Below are 19,726 nucleotides of genomic sequence, written 5' to 3'. Positions count from 1 at the left end.
GTTTCGGCGAAATCTGTAGGCCAGGCACCAGTCCGGTGCCCCTACGGAGGATTTGCCATGAACGCACTGCAACCCACCCCGATGCTGCGCAACGCTCTCTTGCTCGATGGCCTGCTCAGCGGCGTCACCGGTCTGCTGCTGGTCCTGGCGGCCGGCTGGCTGGGCGCCTTCCTCGAACTGCCGCGCCTGCTGTTGCTGGTCGCCGGTAGCGCGCTGTTGCCCTTCGCCGCGCTGCTGGTGTGGTTGTCCAACCGCGCTGAAATCAGCCGCCAGGCCATCTGGGCGGTGATCGCGGTCAACGCGCTGTGGGTGATCGACAGCCTGCTGCTACTGGTGATCGGCTGGGTATCGCCGAACCTGTTCGGTTACGCCTTCGTCATCGCTCAGGCGCTGGCGGTCGGGCTGCTGGCCGAGCTGCAGTGGTTCGGCCTCAAGCACTCGCAGGCTGCCGTGATCTGATGGCGTCGTCTCAGAGACCACGCAGCGCCAGCTCGGCGCCGAGCAGCAACAGGCCGACGAAGAACCAGCGCTTGAAGCGCTCCGCGCTGATGCGTTTGCGCAACCACTGGCCGGCGGCCATGCCCAGCAGCGCGGGCAGCAGGGCCAGGGCCGATACACCCAGCACCGCCGGTTGCAGCAGTTCACCGCTGTGACCGAGCGCTGCCGCCAGGGCCAGGGTGGAGACGCTGAAGGACAGCCCCAGGGCCTGAACCAGATCGTCCTTCTCCAGGCCGATGGCCTGAAGAAAGGGCACGGCGGGAATCACGAACACGCCGGTAACCGCGGTAATCGCACCGGTGATGGCGCCGATCACCGGGCTCAGCCAGCCTTCCTTGGTCCGTTCCACGCGGAAGTGCACCTTGGCCAGGCCAAGCACTGCGTAGAGCACCAGGGCGACGCCCAGCCAGCGGGTGGCGCCGGGCAGGTCGAGACTCTGCAGCAAGCCGGCGATCAGCAGCGTGCCGAACAGAATCCCCAGCAGCATTGGCCACAGCCGGCGCAGCATCGGTAGCGGGCTGCGGCCGTCGCATAGCTGCCAGATGTTGGTCACCATCGATGGGATGATCAGCAGTGCGGCGGCTTGCAATGGCGCCATCACCAAGCCGAGCAGACCGACGGCGATGGTCGGCAGACCGAGGCCGACCACGCCCTTGACCATGCCGGCGAGCAGGAAGGTGACGAGGATAAGCGGCAAATGCTCGGTCATCGTGCCGCCCCCTGTTCGTGGATCGCCCGGCTGTCGGCAGGCGCCTCGTTGCGTTCCTGCATGCCGTAGTCGCGCAGCACCTGGGCCACGCGCAGACGGTAGTGACTGAAGACCTCGTCGCGTCCTGCCGTCTGTGCGCGTCGGTGTTCATCGCGCTGGCGCCAGGCCTGGACCGAGGCTTCGTCCTGCCAGAACGACAGAGACAGGATCTTCCCCGGCTGGGTCAGGCTCTGGAAGCGTTCGATGGAGATGAAGCCCGGCTGCTCGGCGAGTAGCGGGCGCAACTCGCCGGCGAGGTCAAGATAGTCCTGCTGCAGGCCTGGCTTGGCCTCAACTTCGAAGATCACGGCGAGCATCGGTTTCTCCCTGGCTGGCTCTGACGGACATTGCCTGCCAGTATCCACATTTACTGCACGCCATGTTTCGTCATGAGGTGAACGATGGAATACGCACCGGGTTTCAGTTCGATTGCCGCGCTGCTCGCCGATGCCGGACGCGCCAGCATGGTCTGGGCACTGATGGACGGTAGTGCACGGCCGGCCGGCGAGCTGGCCTTGCTGGCGGGGCTGTCGCCTTCGTCGACCAGCGCGCACCTGGCCAAGCTGGTGGAGGGCGGCCTGCTGGTGCAACAGCGCCACGGGCGTAATCGCTTTTACCGCCTGGCCGGGCCGGAAGTGGGTCAGTTGGTGGAGGCGCTGGCCAATGCGGCGCTCGCCGCACAGCCACGTCAGGCTCGCCCGCTGCCGGCGTCGCGCGGTACGCCGCAGGCGATGCGTGAGGCACGCACCTGCTACGACCATCTGGCCGGCGAGCTGGCGGTGGGGATGTTTGCGCGCATGTGCGCAGCCGACTGGCTGCTGGAGCAGGATGGCGCGCTGGCCGTCACGGCAACGGGCGAACAGCACCTGCAGGCATTGGGGATCGATTGGCCGCAGGTGCAACGGCAGCGCCGCCAGCGTCTGTGTGCCTGCCCCGACTGGAGCGAGCGCAAGCCGCATCTGGGTGGCGCGCTGGGCGCGGCATTGCTGGCGCTGTTCGAAGGGCACGGCTGGCTGCAGCGCAGCCAGGATTCGCGTGCCCTGCAGGTATCAGCGCAAGGACGCAAGGCGATCATGGCGATCGCCCTGGAGTAGGCGCTAGAGCCGTTCGCGGCTCTCAGGCCTGGGCGCTGACCGGCTTGCCACCCTTGGGCTTGAAGTACAGGGTGGTGCCGCGCGCCAGGTTGTCCAGGCTGGCGTGGTCCTTGGCCACTTCCGCTTCGATCAGCTCGTCCTGGCCCTCGACCTTGAGGGTGATGCGGGTGATGGCGCCGAGCAGGCGGATGTCGCGCACTTCGCCGGCCTTGTGCTCCGGGCTCGGTTCGCTGGACAGGTCGACCTCGTGCGGGCGGAACAGCACGTGGTGGTCATTGCCGACGTAGAGGCGGTTGGCGTCACCGAGGAAGTGGTAGACGAAATCGCTGGCCGGGTGCTCGTAGACCTCGGCCGGGGTGCCGATCTGCTCGATCACGCCCTTGTTCATCACCACGATGCGGTCGGCCACTTCCATGGCTTCTTCCTGGTCGTGGGTGACGAATACGCTGGTCAGGTGCACTTCTTCGTGCAGGCGCGCCAGCCAGCGGCGCAGCTCCTTGCGCACCTTGGCGTCCAACGCGCCGAAGGGTTCGTCGAGCAGCAATACTTTCGGCTCTACCGCCAGGGCGCGTGCCAGGGCGATACGCTGGCGCTGGCCGCCGGACAGCTGCTCCGGGTAGCGGTCGCCGAGCCAGTCGAGTTGCACCAGGTTGAGCAGCTCGTGCACCTTCTGCTGGATCACCTCTTCGCTCGGGCGCTCGCGCTTGGGCTTCATGCGCAAGCCGAAGGCGACGTTGTCGAACACCGTCATGTGGCGGAACAGCGCGTAGTGCTGGAACACGAAGCCGACGTTGCGATCACGCACATCGTGCTCGGACACGTCCTCGCCGTGGAAGCCGATGGTGCCGCTGTCCGGGGTTTCCAGGCCGGCGATGATGCGCAGCAGGGTGGTCTTGCCGCAGCCGGATGGGCCGAGCAGGGCGACCAGCTCGCCGCTCTGGATGCTCAGGTTGATCTCGTTCAGCGCCTTGAACTGGCCGAACTGCTTGTTGACGCCTTTGACTTCGATACTCATGGCTTACCCCTGGTGGTTCCGTGGGCCGGGCCGCTTTCAGGCGGCGCTACGGCTGTCAGTCTTCTCGGTTGGCTTGTAGCTGGCGGCTCAGACGCGCTTCGCTCCATTGGCGAAGCAGCAGCACCACCAGGGCCATGACGAGCAGCAGGATCGCCACGCTGAAGGCGGCGACGATGTTGTACTCGTTGTAGAGAATCTCGATGTGCAGCGGCAGGGTGTTGGTGTACCCGCGAATATGCCCGGAAACCACCGAAACTGCGCCGAATTCGCCCATCGCCCGCGCGGTGCACAGCACCACGCCGTAAATCAGCGCCCATTTTACGTTAGGCAGCGTGACATGCCAGAACATCTGCCAACCATTGGCACCGAGCAGGCGCGCGGCCTCTTCCTCGGTGGTGCCCTGTTCCTCCATCAGCGGGATCAGCTCGCGGGCGACGAAGGGGAGGGTGACGAAGATGGTGGCCAGGACGATGCCCGGCACGGCGTAGACGATCTGCAGGTTTTGCGAGTCGAGATACGGCGCGAGAAAACTCTGCGAGCCGAACAGCAGCACGTAGATCAAGCCGGCGACCACTGGCGACACCGAGAACGGCATGTCGATCAGGGTGATCAGGATGCTCTTGCCGCGGAATTCGAACTTGGTCACCGCCCAGGCAGCGGCAACGCCGAACACCAGGTTAAGCGGCACCGAGATGGCGGTGGCGAGCAAGGTCAGCTTGAGTGCGGAAATGGCATCCGGCTCGCTGATCGCCTGCCAGAAGAACTCCAGACCACGGCTAAGGCCCTGGCTGAGCACCATATAAAGCGGTAGCAGCAGGATCACCGCGAACACCGCCCAGGCGATGACGATCAGGGCGATGGCGCCGGGGGAGCGACTGGCCGGACGCGCAGCCGCGTTCTTGCCGAGGGTTGCAAGGCTCATGACGGGCTCCTCAGAGTTGCGGCTGAATGCGGCGCTGCAGGATGTTGATCAGCAGCAGCAGGATGAACGAGACCACCAGCATGATCACACCGATGGCGGTGGCGCCCGGGTAGTCGTACTGGTCCAGCTTGGAGACGATCAGCAGCGGCAGGATCTCGGTCTTCAGCGGGATGTTGCCGGCAATGAACACCACCGAGCCGTACTCACCGACACCGCGGGCGAAGGCCAGGGCGAAACCGGTCAACCAGGCCGGCAGCAGGCTCGGCAGCAGTACGTGGCGGAACACCTGCAACGGCTTGGCACCCAGGCAGGCGGCGGCTTCTTCGACTTCCTTGGGAATGTCGGCCAGCACCGGCTGCAGCGTGCGCACCACGAATGGCAGGGTGACGAACACCAGCGCCAGGGTGATGCCCAGCGGGGTATAGGCAATCTTGAACGGGAACAGCGAGCCGATCAGACCGTTGGGTGCGTACAGCGCGGTGAGCGCGATACCGGCCACGGCGGTGGGCAGGGCGAAGGGCATGTCGACCATGGCGTCGATGATGCGCCGGCCAGGAAAGCTGTAGCGCACCAGCACCCAGGCGATTATGGTGCCGAGAATACCGTTGAGTACGGCGGCGGCTAGAGCAGTGCCGAACGACAGTTTCAGCGAGAACTGCAACTGACGGTTGTTGAGCAGGGCCCACCATTGCTCGCTGGTCAGCTGGAAGGAGAAGAGGAACATTGCACCCAGCGGAATCAGCACGATCAACGCCAGGTAAGTAAGGGTGTAGCCCAGAGTCAGCCCGAAGCCGGGTATGACCGAGGAAGTTCGACGAGACATGGGGTGTCCTTTGGCTCAGGTCCGCGACAAGAGCTGGTTAAAAGTCTGCTGCGTCTTGGCCATGCGGTGTTGGAACTGGCGCTGGTTCGCGAGACTTTTAGCCGGCGCTAAACAAGGCTCTCCACCCCGGAGGGTGGAGAGCCTGAGCGATCAAACCGGGATTACTGGTTGATCTTGGTGAAGATCTGATCGAACACCGCGCCGTCACCGAAGTACTTCGGCTGGGCTTCTTTCCAGCCGCCGAAATCCTTGTCGATGGTCACCAGCTTGAGGTCCTGGAACTGGTCCTTGAACTCGGCGGCGACCTTCTCGTTGCGTGGGCGATAGAAGTTCTTCGCGGCGATGCGCTGGCCTTCTTCGCTGTACAGGTGCTCGAGGTAGGCTTCGGCCACGGCGCGGGTGCCTTTGCGGTCGACGTTGGCATCGACCACCGCAACCGGCGGTTCGGCGAGGATCGACAGCGACGGGGTGACGATCTCCAGCTGATCGCCGCCTTCTTCGGCCAGCGACAGGTAGGCCTCGTTTTCCCAGGCCAGCAGCACGTCACCCAGGCCACGCTGGACGAAGCTGATGGTCGAGCCGCGTGCGCCGGTATCCAGCACCGGCGCGTGACGGTACAGCTCGGTTACGAACTCCAGGGCCTTGTCTTCGCTGCCGAATTTCTCGCGGGCATAGGCCCAGGCGGCGAGGAAGTTCCAGCGTGCGCCGCCGGAGGTTTTCGGGTTCGGGGTGATGACTTCCACGCCATCTTTGACCAGGTCATCCCAGTCCTTGATGCCTTTCGGGTTGCCCTTGCGCACCAGGAACACGATGGTCGAGGTGTAGGGGGTGCTGTTGTCCGGCAGGCGCGCCTGCCAGTTCGGGTCGATCAGCTGCTGGTTGAGGTTGATCGCGTCGATGTCGCCGGACAGGGCCAGGGTCACCACGTCAGCGCGCAGGCCATCGATCACCGCACGGGCCTGCTTGCCCGAGCCACCGTGGGACTGCTGGATGGCGACGGCGGGGTTGCCCTTGGCTTGCCAGAATTTGTTGAAGGCGGCGTTGTACTCGACGTACAGCTCACGGGTCGGGTCGTAGGACACGTTGAGCAGCGGCTGGGCGATGGCCGGGCCGGCGATCAGGGTGCTGGCCAGGGCGGCCAGGGCGAAACGACGAATGGACATGGTGCAGCTCCTAACTGTTGAATTCTTGTGTTGGCGTATTGGGTGTCAGGCGAGGCGAACTGTTTCGAGCCCTCTGGTGGTCCAGTCGGGCTGCATCATGAGGTCGGTGTTCTGTCAGCTGTTCTTGGTGTTCGGTTGTTGCAGGCGAATCTTTTCCTTGCGCTCGATCTGCACGACCTGGCCGTTGTGCACGGTGATTTCCACCGAACCGAATTTCAGGCCATGCAGGGCGGTCTGGATCTCGCGCAGGATGCTGGCTTCATCCTGGCCTTCGAGGTTTCTCAGCGTCGCAGTCATTTCCAGGCTCCTTATGAATAGGTCGCCACGGCGGCGGGATGGACTACCGACGCTGGCGTGGAGCGGATAGTAGAGAGGCTGAAATATTCTTAAAAATACTGTTTAAGAACATTTATATTCTTTTTTGAAATATAAGACGTCGCGTGTTTGCTTTGCATTTATGGAATAAGCAAATAAATTCTTATTCTTTTTGTAGTCGGTTTGCGCTGCCTAGACTGGCGCCATTCGATTCAAGGAGTGCCGTCATGGGCAGCGAAGCAATCCGTTATCTGATCCTGCCGGGCTGGCAGGGCTCATCCGAGGAACACTGGCAAAGCCACTGGCAGCGCAGCCTGCCCAACAGTGCGCGGGTCGAACAGAAGGACTGGCTCAACCCGCAACGGGGCGATTGGGTTGCTGCCTTGAACCAGGCGATTGCCGCTGATCCGCGCCCGATTATCCTCATCGCTCATAGCCTGGGCTGCGTGACGGTGGCGCACTGGGCGGCGCAGGCGCCGGTCGAGTTGCTGCGCCGTGTGCGCGGCGCGCTGCTGGTGGCGCCGGCCGATGTCGAGCGGCCAGGCTGCCCCGTACCGTTGCAGAACTTCGCGCCGATACCGCGTGATCTGCTGCCCTTTCCCAGCCTGCTAGTGGGCTCCGACAACGACGCGGCGGCCAGTGCCCTGCGTGCCATGGAACTGGCGCGGGCCTGGGGCAGCGAGGCAGCGATCTTGACCGGTGCCGGGCATATCAACGTGAAGTCCGGGCATCGATATTGGGAGCAGGGCTTCGGTTATCTGTATCGCCTGCAGAGCCGCATCGAACAGCAGTCGCGCTTGCGCGCCTGAGCCGGTCACCACGTCACACCATTTTCAGAGCGGGGTCGCGCCAGGCAGCCGCCCGCTCTTTTTTATCGCCTGCCAGCCATGGCGGCCACCCTTCGAGCCGTTGCGGAGCAGTTGCTCAAGGCAATTTTTTATTCGCGTACAGGCTGCGCCGGTGAGGTGTGGCTCAGGAGCTGCACGTCATGAGTTTTCCACCAGGCTTCCCACCGCCATTGACCTTCGCCGATTCGGACAAGAGCCCACTGAGCATTCGGGCCAAGGCGCTGGTATTCGTCGACGCCCGTTCGCGTCAATTGCGCGAGCGCGCCGAGGCGCTGGCGGGTAACGGCCAGCCGTTGCTGATCCTTGGCGAGACCGGTACCGGCAAGGAGTTGCTGGCGCGCTATATCCATCGCCACAGTGAGCGTGCTGGCCTGTTCGTGGCGGTGAGCTGCGCGGCGATCAGCCCGCAATGGGGCGAGGCCGAGCTGTTCGGTCATGTTGGCGGCGCTCATGTCGGCGCCGCCAGCAGCCGTGCCGGCTGGTTCGGTTCGGCCAACGGCGGCACGCTCTACCTCGACGAGATCGCCGACCTCGCGCGCCCGTTGCAGAGCAAGCTGCTGTCCGCGCTGGAAACCCGCGAGGTGTATCGCGTTGGCGCCAGCCAGGCGTTGCCGGTGGATGTACGCCTGGTGGCGGCGAGCAGCATTGAGCTATCCCGCGCGGTGGCCGCCGGCACTTTCGATGAGCGCTTGTACGCCTACCTGTGCGATGGCCAGCTGCTGTTTCCGGTGCTGCGTCAGCGCGTCGGCGATATCCTGCCGTTGGCCGAATACTTCCTCGGCATCCACGCCCTGCGCCTGGGCCTGGCCATTCCGTCGATCAGTCCGGCGGCGCAGGCAGTGCTGGAGGCGCACCGCTGGCCGGGCAATACCCGCGAGCTGGAGAACGTCATCCACTTCGCCCTGCTGCTGGCGGGGAACGCTGAAATCGGGCCGGAGCATCTGGAGCTGCCGGGTATTGCGTAATGAATGGGTGAGGCCGAGCTTCCTCGCGCTGCGCGTGGGAGCTATCAACCTACGCGTGGCCGGTGTGCGCGGCGCACCCTACGGGGTGTGACGGCTTCAGCGTAGGGTGCGCCATGCGCACCGGGGGCTCCGCGGTCGCACAGCCAAGAATTACGGCGCCAGCAGCGACACCGACTTGATCTGCGCCCACAGCGCCTGGCCGGCGTGAATGCCTAACTGATCGAAGGAGTAGCGGGTGATTCGCGCCAGCAGGCGCTGATCGCCGATGCGCAGGGTCAACAGCATCTGCGCGTCCAGCGCCTGCCAGCCATCGACCCGCACCGGCAGCAGGTTGAGCAGGCTGCTGCCTTCGGCACGTTGCAGGCTGAGACTGACGTCGCGCGCCTTGATCTTCACCCGTACCCGATGCCCGCTGGGCAGCGCTGCATGGGGTAGGCGCAGGCGGGCTTCGCTGCCGGGAAGGTTCAGTTGCAGCAGATCGTAGGCGGCATCGTGGCCACAGACCTGGCCGTCGATCACCGCTTCGGCCTCGTCATCGCTGGCGAACGGCAGATCGGCGCGCAACAGGGTCTCCTTGAGCGGGCCGCTGGCGCGCACCTGGCCTTCGTCGAGCAGCACCAGATGGTCTGCCAGGCGCGCAACTTCGTCTGGCGCATGGCTGACATAGAGCACGGGGATGTCCAGCTCCTCGTGCAGCCGCTGCAGATACGGCAGGACTTCGTGCTTGCGTTTGAGGTCGAGCGAAGCCAGCGGTTCGTCCATCAGCAGCAGGCGCGGGCTGGTGACCAGCGCGCGTGCGATGCCGACGCGCTGGCGTTCGCCGCCGGACAGCGCCGAGGGCATGCGCTCGAGCAGGTGGCCGATGCCCAGCAACTGCAGCGCCTGCTCCAGCGCCACTTTGCGTTGCGAGGCAGGGATGCGCCGCTGACCGTATTCCAGATTCTTGCGCACGCTCAGGTGCGGGAACAGGTTGGCGTCCTGGAACACGTAGCCGATGGCGCGCTTGTGCGCGGGGAGGAAGAAACCGCGCTTGCTGTCCTGCCAGAGCTCACCGGCTACCTGCAGGTAGCCCTGCTGCGGGCGATCCAGCCCGGCGAAGCAGCGCAGGCAGCTGGTCTTGCCCGAGCCGGAGTGGCCGAACAGCGCACTGACGCCGCGCCCAGGCAGGTCGAGATCGACATCCAGAGCGAAGCCCGGATGCTTGACCACAAAGCGCGCGCGAATGCGCCCGTCGTCGTGAACGGCAGGTGGTGGGGCTTTGCCGAAACCGAACATCACAGTGCCCTCATCCGGCTACTGCGCCCGCTGTACAGCGTGAGCAGAACGATGAAGGAAAACGCCACCATGCCGCCAGCCAGCCAGTGCGCCTGGGCGTAGTTCATGGTTTCCACGTGGTTGTAGATCTGCACAGACACCACCTGGGTCTTGCCGGGGATGTTGCCACCGATCATCAGCACCACGCCGAACTCACCGACGGTATGGGCAAAGCTGAGAATGGCGGCGGTGATGAAGCCTGGGCGGGCCAGTGGCAGCACCACGCTGAAGAAACTGTCCCAGGGGTTGGCGCGCAAGGTCGCGGCCGCTTCCAGCGGGCCACGGCCGATGGCCTCGAAAGCGTTCTGCAACGGCTGCACGACGAAGGGCAGCGAATAGAAGATCGAGCCGATCAGCAGGCCGGTGAACGTGAAGGTGAAGGTACCGAGACCGAGGCTCTGCGTCAGCTGACCGAAGAAACCATTGGGCCCCATGCTCACCAGCAGGTAGAAACCGATCACCGTCGGCGGCAGCACCAGCGGTAGCGCCACCACCGCGCCGACCGGGCGCTTGAGCCAGGAGTCGGTGCGCGCCAGCCACAGGGCAATCGGCGTGCCGATGATCAGCAGCAGTACGGTGGTCAGTGAGGCCAACTCCAGAGTCAGGAGGATGGCGTCGAGGTCATTCTTCGACAGCGTCATGCAGAAATTCCGGAAGTGGCAGACGTGGCCCGGATGCGATCCGGGCCACGGCTATTACAGCTTATAACCGAACGACTTGATCACCTTGGCCGCTTCCGGGCCTTTCAGGTACTCCACCAGTGCCGCCGCTGCCGGATTGTTCGCGCCCTGCTTGAGAATCACCGCGTCCTGTTTGATCGGGTCGTACATATCGTCCGGGACGATCCAGGCCGAGCCGCTGCTGACCTGACCGCCCTTGTACACCTGCGACAGGGCGACGAAGCCCAGTTCGGCGTTGCCGGTGGAGACGAACTGGTGCGCCTGGGTGATGTTCTGGCCTTCCACCAGCTTGCCCTTGACCGCCTCGCTCAGCCCTAGCTTGGCCAGCACCTGGGTCGCCGCCAGGCCATAGGGCGCGGCCTTCGGGTTGGCGATGGACAGGTGCTTGAACTGCCCGGCTTTCAATGCCGCGCCCGTACCGTCGAGGTAGTGGGCGTCAGCCGACCACAGCACCAGGCTGCCGATGGCGTAGGTGAAGCGCGAGCCGGGCACCGTCACCCCTTCGCTTTCCAGCTTGGCCGGTGTTGTGTCGTCGGCGCTGAGCAGCACATCGAACGGCGCGCCGTTCTGGATCTGCGCATAGAACTGCCCGGTGGCGCCGAAGGAGGCCACCAGGCTGTGCCCGGTGGCTTTCTCGAACGCCGGGGCGATGGCCTGCATGGGGGCGGTGAAGTTGGCGGCGACCGCGACCTTCACTTCATCGGCGATGGCGCCGCTGGTGAAGATCAGACCGAGGGCGAGTAAACCGTGCTGGAGAGGCTTGAGCATGGGAATTCCTTATCGTTATCGGGTGTTGGCTCGACCCTGGCGGCAGGTCTGAATGCGGCAATCCTACATCGTTATGTTTTTTTGTATATAGCGCTATTGAGGTCTGTTCCCGTGGACGATATTCGTGCGCACCGCTGCGAAGTCGAGCGCCTGCTGCGCGACGGAGTGGCCGACGCCTCGATCATGCCGACGCTGATCAAAGGCAACACCAACGCGTCGTACATCATGTCGGCGAGAAGGCGGCCGATCTGATCCGCCAGGGCTGACCCTGGCTCAGCCCGTCTTGCGCTTGCTCGCCGACAGGCGCGAGACACCCAATAGCACCAGCGCCAGGCCGGCGATCTGGTACAGGCTGATGGCCTCGCCGAGCAGCGTCCAGGCGGCGAACATCGTCAGCACCGGGCCCAGGTTGCCGAACACCGCGGTATGGCTGGCGCCCATGCGCTGGATGGCCAGCGCCATCCAGTAGATCGGCAGCACCGTCGACAGCACCGCCATCAGCGCGCTGTACAGCCATACCTGGCTCGGCAGGCTCGCCAGTTGCGTCGGCTCACCGCTGATGGCGTAGTGGATCAGCACCATGATCGCCGAGGAGCCGCCGGCCAGCCCGGCCAGGCGCATAGAGCCGACCCGTCGAATCACCACGCCTGTGCCCAGGTAATACAAGGCGTAGGTCACCGCGCTGGCGAACACCCAGGCGGCCCCCAGCAGAATCTGCTCGCTGTCGCCTTCCACGCGGATGTCATGCACCAGGGCGATGCCCAGGCCCAGGTAGCACAGGCCCATGGCCAGGAAGGTACGCGGGCCCGGTCGCTCGCCCAGCGCCAGCATCTGCAACAGCAGCACCAGCGTCGGATAGGTGAACAGGATCAGCCGCTCCAGCCCGGCGCTGATGTATTGCAGGCCGTAGAAGTCGAACAGGCTCGACAGGTAGTAACCGAGCATCCCCAGCAGCAGAACGTGCGCCCAGTCCTTCGCTGACAGCCGCGCTTGCCCGGTGCCACGGCTCAGCCACAGCAGCCAGGCGAATAGTGGTAGGGCCAGGCCCATGCGCAGACTCAATACGGTGATGGCGTCCACCGGCGCGGCGGCGTAGGCGAGTTTGACGAACACGGCTTTCAGGCTGAAGCCGGTGGCCGAGAGCACGGCGAACAGCACGCCGTTGTCCAGGCTGCGTCGGTACGAGGCGGTCAGAGCATTCATGAGCAGGGCTGCGGCAGGGGAGTGAGCTGTTATTCTGAGTGGAAAGCTACGCGGCCAGAATCGCAATTTCACGAAGATGGCTTTCTGTTTTGGAGAAGGCTTCATGCATTTCGACTTGCCCGACCTCCGCCTGATCGCGGCGGTTGCTGCAACCGGCAGCCTGAGCAAGGCGGCGGCGACCTTTCCCGTTGCCGTGTCGGCGGCCAGCACCCGCCTGCGCCTGTTCGAGGAACGCTGCGGGCTGACGCTGTTCGTGCGCAGCAGCGATGGCATGAGCCTGACCCCCGCCGGACGCCTGGTGCTGGAAGCCTGCCAGGGCGTGCTGAAGGAGGCCCGCCAGTTCAGCGAAACCCTGCAGGAACTCAACGGCGAGCGGCGCATCACCCTGCGCCTGGCGGCCTCCACGGTGGCCAACAGCACCTTCCTGCCGGCGGCGCTCGGACCGTTCCTGGCCGACTACCCCGAGGTGGATCTGCAACTGGCCGAGTACAACAGCAAGGATGTGCTGCAGGCCGCGCGGGAAGGCAGCATCGACATCGGTGTCTACGACGGCAACCTGGCCACCGATGACCTGCTGTCGCTGCCATTTCGCAACGACCGCCTGGTGCTGCTGGTACCGCATGGCCATGCGTTGATCGAGCAACGCCCGGCCTCGCTGCGCAGTGCACTCAACTACCCCTTCGTCTGCCTGCCCGCCGAGCGCGCGATGCAGCGTTTCATCGAGTACATGGCGGTGCGCAACGCCTTGCCGCTGAAGGTGCGCGTGCGCGCGCCGAGCTTCGACGCCATCGCCCAACTGGTGGCGCAGGGCGTTGGCGTGTCCATGCTGCCCGAGGTGGCCGCGACCCGCTTCGCCCAGGAACTGCCGGTGACGGTGGTGATGCTGGAGGATGTCTGGGCCACCCGCGAATTACGCCTGTGCGTGCGCAGCTGGGAGGTACTGTCATCCCATGCGCGGCAACTGGTCAGCTACCTCTCCCCCGAGCCGCCATCCGGCGACAGCCTGGACGTATGACGTAGGAGGCTTGAGCGGCTGCGTTCCGGTGTTGACGCGTGCAGTGTGGGAGGGGCTTTCGGCTCTGGCATCCTGCTTCGCTCTACCTCCTGCATCCATGCAGTCGTAGCCGCGACAAGCGCCGCTCAAGAACCGCCCACCGCGAATCACTTGAAGAACTGGCTGGCCGCCAGGCTGACCGAACAGGGCGGTGAAGGCGCTGGGGCTGTCCTAGCCCTGCTCTCTGGCGATGGCGTAGATCCGATGCGCTACGGTGCGAGTGCGGTTCAGATTTTCCTAATCACCACTCGCGGCAAATGCTGGTTTCTCTGGTCTGTCAGCAATGTGAAGCTTGGCTGAACACGTCATAGCAGAGTCGCCAGGCATGCCCACCCATACCCGTATTCGCATGTTCAACACCAAGCAGACCTACCCCAATCAGTCGCTCGACAACGACCTGTGCCAGGCCGTGCGTGCCGGCAACACAGTCTACGTGCGCGGTCAGGTCGGTACCGACTTCGAAGGCAATCTCGTTGGCCTTGGAGATCCGCAGGCTCAGGCCGAACAGGCGATGAAGAACGTCAAGCAACTGCTCGAGGAAGCGGGTTCGGACCTCTCCCATGTCGTCAAGACGACCACCTACATCATCGACCCGCGATACCGCGAGGCCGTCTACAAGGAGGTCGGCAAATGGCTCAAGGGCGTCTTTCCGATCTCCACCGGGCTGGTGGTGTCGGGGCTCGCCCAGCCGCAGTGGCTGATGGAGATCGATGTGATTGCCGTTATCCCGGATGACTGGCCCGTAGCCTGACTCGTTAGCCCATTCGTAAATCGGAGCGCCCATGGCGACTGCACAGATCAAGACTCTCTATCCAACACCCGATACCGAAGCAGCCACGGCGCCCAGTAGCAATGTCGCGGTTCAGCTCGATGGTGTGTTGAAGCGCTTCGGCAATTCGATTGCCCTGCAGAAAGTGTCCCTGAAAATCCAGGAAGGGGAATTCATCACCCTCCTGGGGCCATCCGGCTGTGGCAAGACCACGCTGTTGAACCTCATGGCAGGCTTCGCCGAGGCCGATAACGGCGAGATATTCATCGATGGCCAACTGGTTACCGAGACGCCGCCTTATCAGCGCGAGATCGGCATCGTCTTCCAGAACTATGCCCTGTTTCCGCATATGAACGTGGCGAAGAACGTCGGCTACGGCCTGCGCATGCGTGGTGTGGCAAAGGCCGAAATCGCCGAGCGTGTGGAACAGGCCTTGGCACTGGTGAAGCTGAGTGGTTACGGCGAGCGCAAGCCGCGTGAGCTCTCCGGTGGTCAGCAGCAGCGTGTCGCGCTGGCCCGTGCGTTGGTCATTCGGCCCAAGGTGTTGTTGCTCGATGAGCCTTTCTCGGCACTGGACAAGAACCTCAGGCTGTCGATGCAGATCGAGCTCAAGGACATCCAGCGCAAGCTGGGCGTAACCACGGTATTCGTGACCCATGATCAGGGTGAAGCCTTGAGCATGAGCGACCGAGTGGTGGTCATGTCGGCTGGTCATATCCGTCAGATCGGCACGCCAGACGCGATCTATCGCAACCCTGAAGATCCGTTCGTGGCCAGCTTCGTCGGCGATGCCAACATTCTGCCTGGCCGTTACCTGAGTCGTGATGACAGCGCCTGTGTGGAACTGGGTGACGCCACCCTGCGCCTGCCTGCCACGCATGTCCATGGCCCGGTCGGCTCGCGTCTGGACGTCTACGCGCGGCCGGAGAATATCCGCCTGGTGCCGCTAGGCGCTGAGGCTCTGCTCAGTGGCACGGTGGTCAATCATGTGTTCCAGGGCGATCACGTCGATATCCATCTGGATGTTCCGTCGCTGGGCAATACGCGCCTGTTCGTGCGCCAGTCCGGTCTGGAATCCCTCACCCGCTGGCCGGTTGGTGCGGTCAGTGGTTTGGCGTTCGATAACGAAGGCGTCTGCGCCTTCGCGGCTGAAACCCAGCCTACCCATTGAAATGGACAGTCCTGTGATTGCTGAAACGATGAACGCCGTGATTGCCCGCGAGCCGGGTGGTCCTGAAGTGCTCGATGGCGTGCTGCGCCAGTTACCTGCAGTGGGCGCCGGCGAGCTGCTGATCAAGGTCGCGGCTGCGGGGGTCAATCGCCCGGATCTGATGCAGCGCAGCGGAGCACCGTTGCCACCTGGCGCGCCCGATATTCTCGGGCTCGAAGCTGCAGGCACAGTGGTCGCGGTAGGCGAGGGCGTGAGCGGCTTTACTCCGGGTGACCGGGTCATGGCGCTGCTCAACGGTGGCGGCTATGCGCAATATTGCATTGCCACGGCTGCACACTGTTTGCCTGTTCCGGCAGAGCTAGATCTGGCAGAGGCCGCCGGCGTGCCGGAAGCTGCATTCACGGTCTGGCACAACCTGTTCGAGCTAGGCCGCCTGCAAGCCGGCGAGGTGCTGCTGATTCATGGCGCAGCCAGTGGCGTCGGCACCTTTGCCATTCAGTGTGCCCATGCGGCAGGTGCCAAGGTGATTGCCACCGCAGGTGGGGCGCAGAAGGTGGAGGCACTGAAAGCGCTGGGCGTGTGGCGGGCCGTTGACCGCTACGAGGAAGATTTCGTCGAAGTGGTCGAGCAGTGCACCGAGGGCCATGGCGTCGACGTGGTGCTGGATAACGTCGGCGGCGACTACGTGGCGCGCAACCTGGCTGCGATGGCGGCGGGCGGGCGTCATATCAGTCTGTCGTTCATGCAGGGGGCGAAGATCGAGCTGGATCTGCTGCTGCTGATGCGCAAGAGCCTCAGCCTGACCTCATCGACCTTGCGGCCCAAGAGCAGCGCCGAGAAAGCGCGCCTGGCTACTGCCATCACCGAGCAGATGCTGCCCTGGCTGGCAGCAGGCAAGGTGCGTCCGCTGATTCATGCTCGCTTGCCCTTGCAGCAGGCGGCCGAAGCTCATCGCGTGCTGGAAGCGAACGAGAACATCGGCAAGGTGCTACTGATCCCGGATTCGCTGTAACAGGATCGGCCCGCAACGTCGGCTTACGACAGGAACCCCCATGTACAAACTGTATTACGCCTCGACCTCCCCCTATGTGCGTAAGGTCATGGTCGTCGCCCACGTCCTGGGCCTGATTGAGCAAATCGAGAAACTCGACTCGGCGGCTCATCCGATCCAGCGTGACGAGCGCATCGCGCGTTTCAACCCGCTGGCCAAGATCCCGGCCCTGCAGACCCCCGACGGTGTGTCGCTGTACGACAGCCGGGTGATCTGCGAATACCTGAACGCCTCGGTCGACGGTGCCTTGTTTCCCGCCAAAGGACCTGAGCGCTGGACCAGTCTGGTTCGTCAGGCACTGGGTGATGGCCTGCTCGATGCGGCGCTGCTGGCCCGTTACGAGGCTACTGCCCGACCTCCGGAAAAACACTGGTCCGCATGGGTCGAGGCCCAGTTGGGCAAGATCAACGCCGTCCTGGGTGAGATCGAAACTCAAGCCGCGCATTGGCGCAGCGAGCCGGATGACATCGGCTTGATCACCATTGGTTGCGGGCTGGGCTATCTGGACTTCCGTTTCGCCGAGTTCGACTGGCGCAGCGAGCACCCGGCCACTGCCAAGTGGTTCGCCGAATTTGAACAACACCCGGCCATGTTTGCCACCCGGCCGGTGGCCTGACCCAGGAGTGTCCATGTTGTACCGCGTATTTTTCCTCAATGGCCCGAATGCCAACCTCTATGGGCTGGACAAGAACGGCACCTATGGCAGCGAGAGCTTCGCCAGCATCGAGCAACGTTGCCAGGCCCACGCTGCGCAGCTGGGGCTGCAACTGGAGTTTCGCCAGAGCAACCATGAAGGTGTGCTGGTGGACTGGATTCAGGAGGCACGCCTGAGTGCCGACGCCGTCATCATCAACGCTGCTGGGCTGACTTACAGCTCGGTGCCGATTCTCGATGCGCTGCTTGCTTTCGAGGGACCGATCATCGAGGTGCACATGAGCAATATCTGGAAGCGCGAGAGCTTTCGTCATCACTCCTATGTGTCCAAGGCTGCTACAGGTGTCATCGCTGGTCTGGGCGTGCGGGGCTATCGCCTGGCGTTGTCCAGCGTGGCTGAACTGCTGGAGGAACAGGCATGAGCCCGACATTGGTGTTCTACAGTCAGTTCGATAGTTTCGAGCAATGGCAGGCGTTGCTCGCACCCTTGCTACCGGAGATACGCATCTGTCAGGAGCAGGATGTAGAGGATCCGGACAGCGTGCTCTATGCCCTTGCCTGGAAGCCGCCTCTGGGTTTCTTCGCCCGTTACCGCAACCTGCAACTGCTGATAAACCTGGGCGCAGGTGTCGACTCGCTGGTCGGTCGAGACGATCTCCCAGCCATTCCGATTACTCGCCTGTCCGACCCGAACATGGGGCGCATGATGGCCAGCTATGTGCTGTTCGCCGTACTGCGCTATACCCGTGACATCCCGGCTTTCGAACAGGCTCAGCGTCAGCGGCGCTGGCATTATCTGCACCCACGCCTGCCGCAAAGCGTGCGGGTCGGTGTACTTGGTCTAGGTGAACTGGGCGCCTACGCCGCCGCTGAGTTGGTGCGTCAGGGGTTCACTGTGAGTGGTTGGTCGCGTTCGGCCAAGCAGCTCGAAGGCGTGCGTTGCTACAGCGGTCTGGATTGCCTGGACAGCTTCATCGCTGATAGTGAAATACTCGTTGTGATGCTGCCGCTGACCTCGGAGACTCGTGGCTTGCTGGATGCTCGCCGGCTCGCGCTGCTACCGCCTGGCAGTTGCTTCATCAATGTCTCGCGCGGGGCCGTGGTCGATCAGCAGGCGCTGACAGAGGCGCTGGGGAGTGGGCGGATCGCCGAGGCGACCTTGGATGTCTTCGATCGCGAGCCATTACCGCCTGAAGATCCGCTCTGGGGGATGACAAATGTGCTGATCACTCCGCATCTGGCCTCTGTGGCCATACCCGAGTCGGCGGCCAGGCAGATTGCCGACAATATCCTGCGTCTTCAGCGTGGCGAGGCAGTGCTGCATCAGGTCGACCCTGCACGCGGCTACTAGGGTCTGCCAAGGCCGTGATCAGCTCACATCCTTGAGCATGCGCACCGAGTGCGGGTCGAAAAAGCTCGGTGCCGCCATGCCTGGGATGTATTGATCGGAAATGAACATCCGGCAACGTTCGGCGAAGGCGCTGACGACACGTGACAGTTGCGTGTTCCTGGTCACCGCGTAGCCCAGGCGCATGGGCCGATGCTCACCGGCCAGGCGGACGCGGATCAGGCGCTTGCCATCCTGTGACAGATTGGCCTTCGGTCGCACGTTGGCGATGCTGTAGCCCACGCCATTGGCGACCATCGCCCTTACTACCTCGAGGTTGCTCGAGCGCATCACGATGTTTGGCGTGACACCGGCGGGCATGAACAGGCCGAGGAAATATTCGCGGCTTACCGGGATGTCCAGCAGGACCATCGGGTGGGTTTCCAGATCGTCCAGCGTCACTGCGGGCAGGTTCGCAAGTGGGTGGTGTTCGCCAACCATCACATAGGGCGGCAGCTGCGCCAGTGCCTGGAATTCAATGTCGTCGCTGGCGGTCAGGTCATAGGTCAGGGCGATATCGATATCGGCGTTGCGCAGTTTGCTCAGTAGCTCCTCATGGTTGCCCTCGTACTGGCTGATACGAACGCCGGGAAATGCGCGGCCAAAGCCGAACACCAGGTCTGGCGTGATCATCGGTGCCAGCGACTCCAGGCAGCCGACGCGCAAGGGGCCGCGAATGCTGTTCAGCGACTCCGAGGCGATGGTGTACAGGTTGTTCACCTGGTCGAGGATCAGCTTGGCCTCTTTCATCACCTGACGGCCGACCGCGGTCAGTGAAACGCCTTGGGCATGATGGCGTACGAACAGCTGCACACCCAGTTCTGACTCGATGTGACTGACTGCCGCCGAGATCGACGGGGACGATACATGGAGGCGTTCCGATGCCCCGAGCAGACTGCCGGCCTCGCCTGACGCGACGAAGTACTCCAGTTGTCGTTGGGTGATTCGACTAAGCATAAGAACTCTCTGAGCAATGGTTTGGCAGAACCAGGCAGCGCCTTGGTCAGCGCTCACTAACGCAAGGTCCGTGCCGGTGGCCTGAGCGGTAGAAAGGCTGATTTCACTGCCGAGCCATTGGCGGATATGCCTGCGACAGGCCTGGAAGCTTGTCAGATCGCAGCTTGTGGCTGCATAGGAAATTCTTACGCAAGAGCACGGGTAAAGGTTGTTTTACCCGAATGAACGCCCCCGCCATTATGAATTCACCACGTTATGCCTACCTGTGCCCCATTTCGGGGCGGCGCTGGCGCTAACCGATCCGCACGAAGATCAGACCGCGTCGCG

Annotated in this window: 24 protein-coding genes; 12 read left to right on the top strand and 12 right to left on the bottom strand. The window is 63.6% G+C overall.

The features are described 5' to 3' along the window. The first annotated feature begins 57 nt into the window (after window positions 1–57). Entirely contained in the window at window positions 58–459 is a 402-nt protein-coding gene (locus AAEQ75_RS07390; protein ID WP_343351401.1) for a hypothetical protein, read from the top strand. Between the two features lie 10 nt (window positions 460–469). Here the strand turns inward: AAEQ75_RS07390 and AAEQ75_RS07385 are convergent, their stop codons facing one another. Next, window positions 470–1,207, bottom strand: a complete 738-nt coding sequence (locus AAEQ75_RS07385; RefSeq protein ID WP_343351400.1) for a sulfite exporter TauE/SafE family protein — start codon at window positions 1,205–1,207, stop codon at window positions 470–472. Beyond that, window positions 1,204–1,563, bottom strand: coding sequence for an antibiotic biosynthesis monooxygenase family protein (locus AAEQ75_RS07380; protein ID WP_343351399.1), 360 nt, complete (start codon window positions 1,561–1,563; stop codon window positions 1,204–1,206). Before AAEQ75_RS07380 ends, AAEQ75_RS07385 begins: the two co-directional genes overlap by 4 nt. 84 nt (window positions 1,564–1,647) lie before the next feature. Between AAEQ75_RS07380 and AAEQ75_RS07375 the strand changes: the two genes are divergently transcribed. Next, window positions 1,648–2,340, top strand: a complete 693-nt coding sequence (locus AAEQ75_RS07375; protein ID WP_343351398.1) for an ArsR/SmtB family transcription factor — start codon at window positions 1,648–1,650, stop codon at window positions 2,338–2,340. A gap of 22 nt (window positions 2,341–2,362) precedes the next feature. Here the strand turns inward: AAEQ75_RS07375 and AAEQ75_RS07370 are convergent, their stop codons facing one another. From AAEQ75_RS07370 to oscA, 5 genes are all read right to left on the bottom strand, one after another. Then, complete coding sequence (locus tag AAEQ75_RS07370) at window positions 2,363–3,355, bottom strand: sulfate/molybdate ABC transporter ATP-binding protein (RefSeq protein ID WP_343351396.1); 993 nt, start codon at window positions 3,353–3,355, stop codon at window positions 2,363–2,365. Window positions 3,356–3,410: 55 nt separating this feature from the next. Further along, window positions 3,411–4,277 (bottom strand): sulfate ABC transporter permease subunit CysW, encoded by an 867-nt coding sequence (gene cysW, locus AAEQ75_RS07365; protein ID WP_343351395.1) that lies wholly within the window; start codon window positions 4,275–4,277, stop codon window positions 3,411–3,413. 10 nt (window positions 4,278–4,287) lie between these two features. Then, the gene (gene cysT / locus AAEQ75_RS07360; RefSeq protein ID WP_343351394.1) at window positions 4,288–5,100 is read right to left on the bottom strand and encodes a sulfate ABC transporter permease subunit CysT; all 813 of its coding nucleotides are present in this window, start codon (window positions 5,098–5,100) and stop codon (window positions 4,288–4,290) included. A gap of 161 nt (window positions 5,101–5,261) precedes the next feature. After that, window positions 5,262–6,263, bottom strand: coding sequence for a sulfate ABC transporter substrate-binding protein (locus AAEQ75_RS07355; RefSeq protein ID WP_099526691.1), 1,002 nt, complete (start codon window positions 6,261–6,263; stop codon window positions 5,262–5,264). A gap of 114 nt (window positions 6,264–6,377) precedes the next feature. Further along, entirely contained in the window at window positions 6,378–6,560 is a 183-nt protein-coding gene (gene oscA, locus AAEQ75_RS07350; protein ID WP_036998842.1) for a sulfur starvation response protein OscA, read from the bottom strand. Window positions 6,561–6,805: 245 nt separating this feature from the next. Between oscA and AAEQ75_RS07345 the strand changes: the two genes are divergently transcribed. After that, a complete protein-coding gene (locus tag AAEQ75_RS07345) occupies window positions 6,806–7,387 on the top strand; it encodes an RBBP9/YdeN family alpha/beta hydrolase (protein WP_343351393.1) in 582 nt (193 codons plus the stop codon). A gap of 179 nt (window positions 7,388–7,566) precedes the next feature. Next, window positions 7,567–8,391 (top strand): sigma 54-interacting transcriptional regulator, encoded by an 825-nt coding sequence (locus AAEQ75_RS07340; protein WP_343351391.1) that lies wholly within the window; start codon window positions 7,567–7,569, stop codon window positions 8,389–8,391. Between the two features lie 150 nt (window positions 8,392–8,541). Here the strand turns inward: AAEQ75_RS07340 and modC are convergent, their stop codons facing one another. From modC to modA, 3 genes are read right to left on the bottom strand one after another with little or no spacing between them, the layout of a single operon-like run. Beyond that, the gene (gene modC, locus AAEQ75_RS07335) at window positions 8,542–9,666 is read right to left on the bottom strand and encodes a molybdenum ABC transporter ATP-binding protein (protein ID WP_343351390.1); all 1,125 of its coding nucleotides are present in this window, start codon (window positions 9,664–9,666) and stop codon (window positions 8,542–8,544) included. After that, window positions 9,666–10,346, bottom strand: coding sequence for a molybdate ABC transporter permease subunit (gene modB / locus AAEQ75_RS07330; protein WP_343351389.1), 681 nt, complete (start codon window positions 10,344–10,346; stop codon window positions 9,666–9,668). The genes modC and modB overlap by 1 nt, the downstream gene beginning before the upstream one ends. Window positions 10,347–10,400: 54 nt before the next feature. Then, window positions 10,401–11,153: a molybdate ABC transporter substrate-binding protein gene (gene modA, locus AAEQ75_RS07325; protein WP_343351388.1), complete on the bottom strand. Its 753-nt coding sequence runs from the start codon at window positions 11,151–11,153 to the stop codon at window positions 10,401–10,403. A gap of 111 nt (window positions 11,154–11,264) precedes the next feature. Here modA and AAEQ75_RS07320 point away from each other — a divergent pair, with 111 nt between their 5' ends. After that, window positions 11,265–11,405 carry a hypothetical protein gene (locus AAEQ75_RS07320; protein WP_343351387.1) on the top strand — a complete coding sequence of 47 codons (141 nt, stop codon included), beginning with the start codon at window positions 11,265–11,267 and terminating at the stop codon, window positions 11,403–11,405. Between the two features lie 21 nt (window positions 11,406–11,426). Here the strand turns inward: AAEQ75_RS07320 and AAEQ75_RS07315 are convergent, their stop codons facing one another. Continuing rightward, entirely contained in the window at window positions 11,427–12,356 is a 930-nt protein-coding gene (locus tag AAEQ75_RS07315; RefSeq protein WP_343351385.1) for a DMT family transporter, read from the bottom strand. Between the two features lie 103 nt (window positions 12,357–12,459). Between AAEQ75_RS07315 and AAEQ75_RS07310 the strand changes: the two genes are divergently transcribed. From AAEQ75_RS07310 to AAEQ75_RS07280, 7 genes are all read left to right on the top strand, one after another. Then, a complete protein-coding gene (locus AAEQ75_RS07310) occupies window positions 12,460–13,371 on the top strand; it encodes a LysR family transcriptional regulator (protein WP_343351384.1) in 912 nt (303 codons plus the stop codon). Between the two features lie 364 nt (window positions 13,372–13,735). Continuing rightward, window positions 13,736–14,161 carry a RidA family protein gene (locus tag AAEQ75_RS07305; protein WP_343351383.1) on the top strand — a complete coding sequence of 142 codons (426 nt, stop codon included), beginning with the start codon at window positions 13,736–13,738 and terminating at the stop codon, window positions 14,159–14,161. Between the two features lie 31 nt (window positions 14,162–14,192). After that, a complete protein-coding gene (locus AAEQ75_RS07300) occupies window positions 14,193–15,350 on the top strand; it encodes an ABC transporter ATP-binding protein (protein ID WP_045735800.1) in 1,158 nt (385 codons plus the stop codon). A 13-nt stretch (window positions 15,351–15,363) separates the two neighbouring features. Next, entirely contained in the window at window positions 15,364–16,362 is a 999-nt protein-coding gene (locus tag AAEQ75_RS07295; RefSeq protein WP_343351382.1) for an NAD(P)H-quinone oxidoreductase, read from the top strand. 40 nt (window positions 16,363–16,402) lie between these two features. After that, window positions 16,403–17,017 carry a glutathione S-transferase gene (locus AAEQ75_RS07290; protein ID WP_343351381.1) on the top strand — a complete coding sequence of 205 codons (615 nt, stop codon included), beginning with the start codon at window positions 16,403–16,405 and terminating at the stop codon, window positions 17,015–17,017. A 13-nt stretch (window positions 17,018–17,030) separates the two neighbouring features. Then, the gene (locus AAEQ75_RS07285; protein ID WP_343351380.1) at window positions 17,031–17,477 is read left to right on the top strand and encodes a type II 3-dehydroquinate dehydratase; all 447 of its coding nucleotides are present in this window, start codon (window positions 17,031–17,033) and stop codon (window positions 17,475–17,477) included. Next, entirely contained in the window at window positions 17,474–18,406 is a 933-nt protein-coding gene (locus AAEQ75_RS07280) for a 2-hydroxyacid dehydrogenase (RefSeq protein ID WP_343351379.1), read from the top strand. The genes AAEQ75_RS07285 and AAEQ75_RS07280 overlap by 4 nt, the downstream gene beginning before the upstream one ends. A gap of 18 nt (window positions 18,407–18,424) precedes the next feature. On the opposite strand, the gene AAEQ75_RS07275 is transcribed toward AAEQ75_RS07280, so the two are convergent. Next, a complete protein-coding gene (locus AAEQ75_RS07275) occupies window positions 18,425–19,399 on the bottom strand; it encodes a LysR substrate-binding domain-containing protein (protein ID WP_045735796.1) in 975 nt (324 codons plus the stop codon). Window positions 19,400–19,726: the final 327 nt, after the last annotated feature.

The sequence above is a fragment of the Pseudomonas sediminis genome, assembly GCF_039555755.1.
Taxonomy (GTDB): domain Bacteria; phylum Pseudomonadota; class Gammaproteobacteria; order Pseudomonadales; family Pseudomonadaceae; genus Aquipseudomonas; species Aquipseudomonas mendocina_D.
The sequence above is the reverse complement of the archived record's forward strand: the minus strand, read 5'-3'. Positions and strand labels throughout refer to the sequence as shown.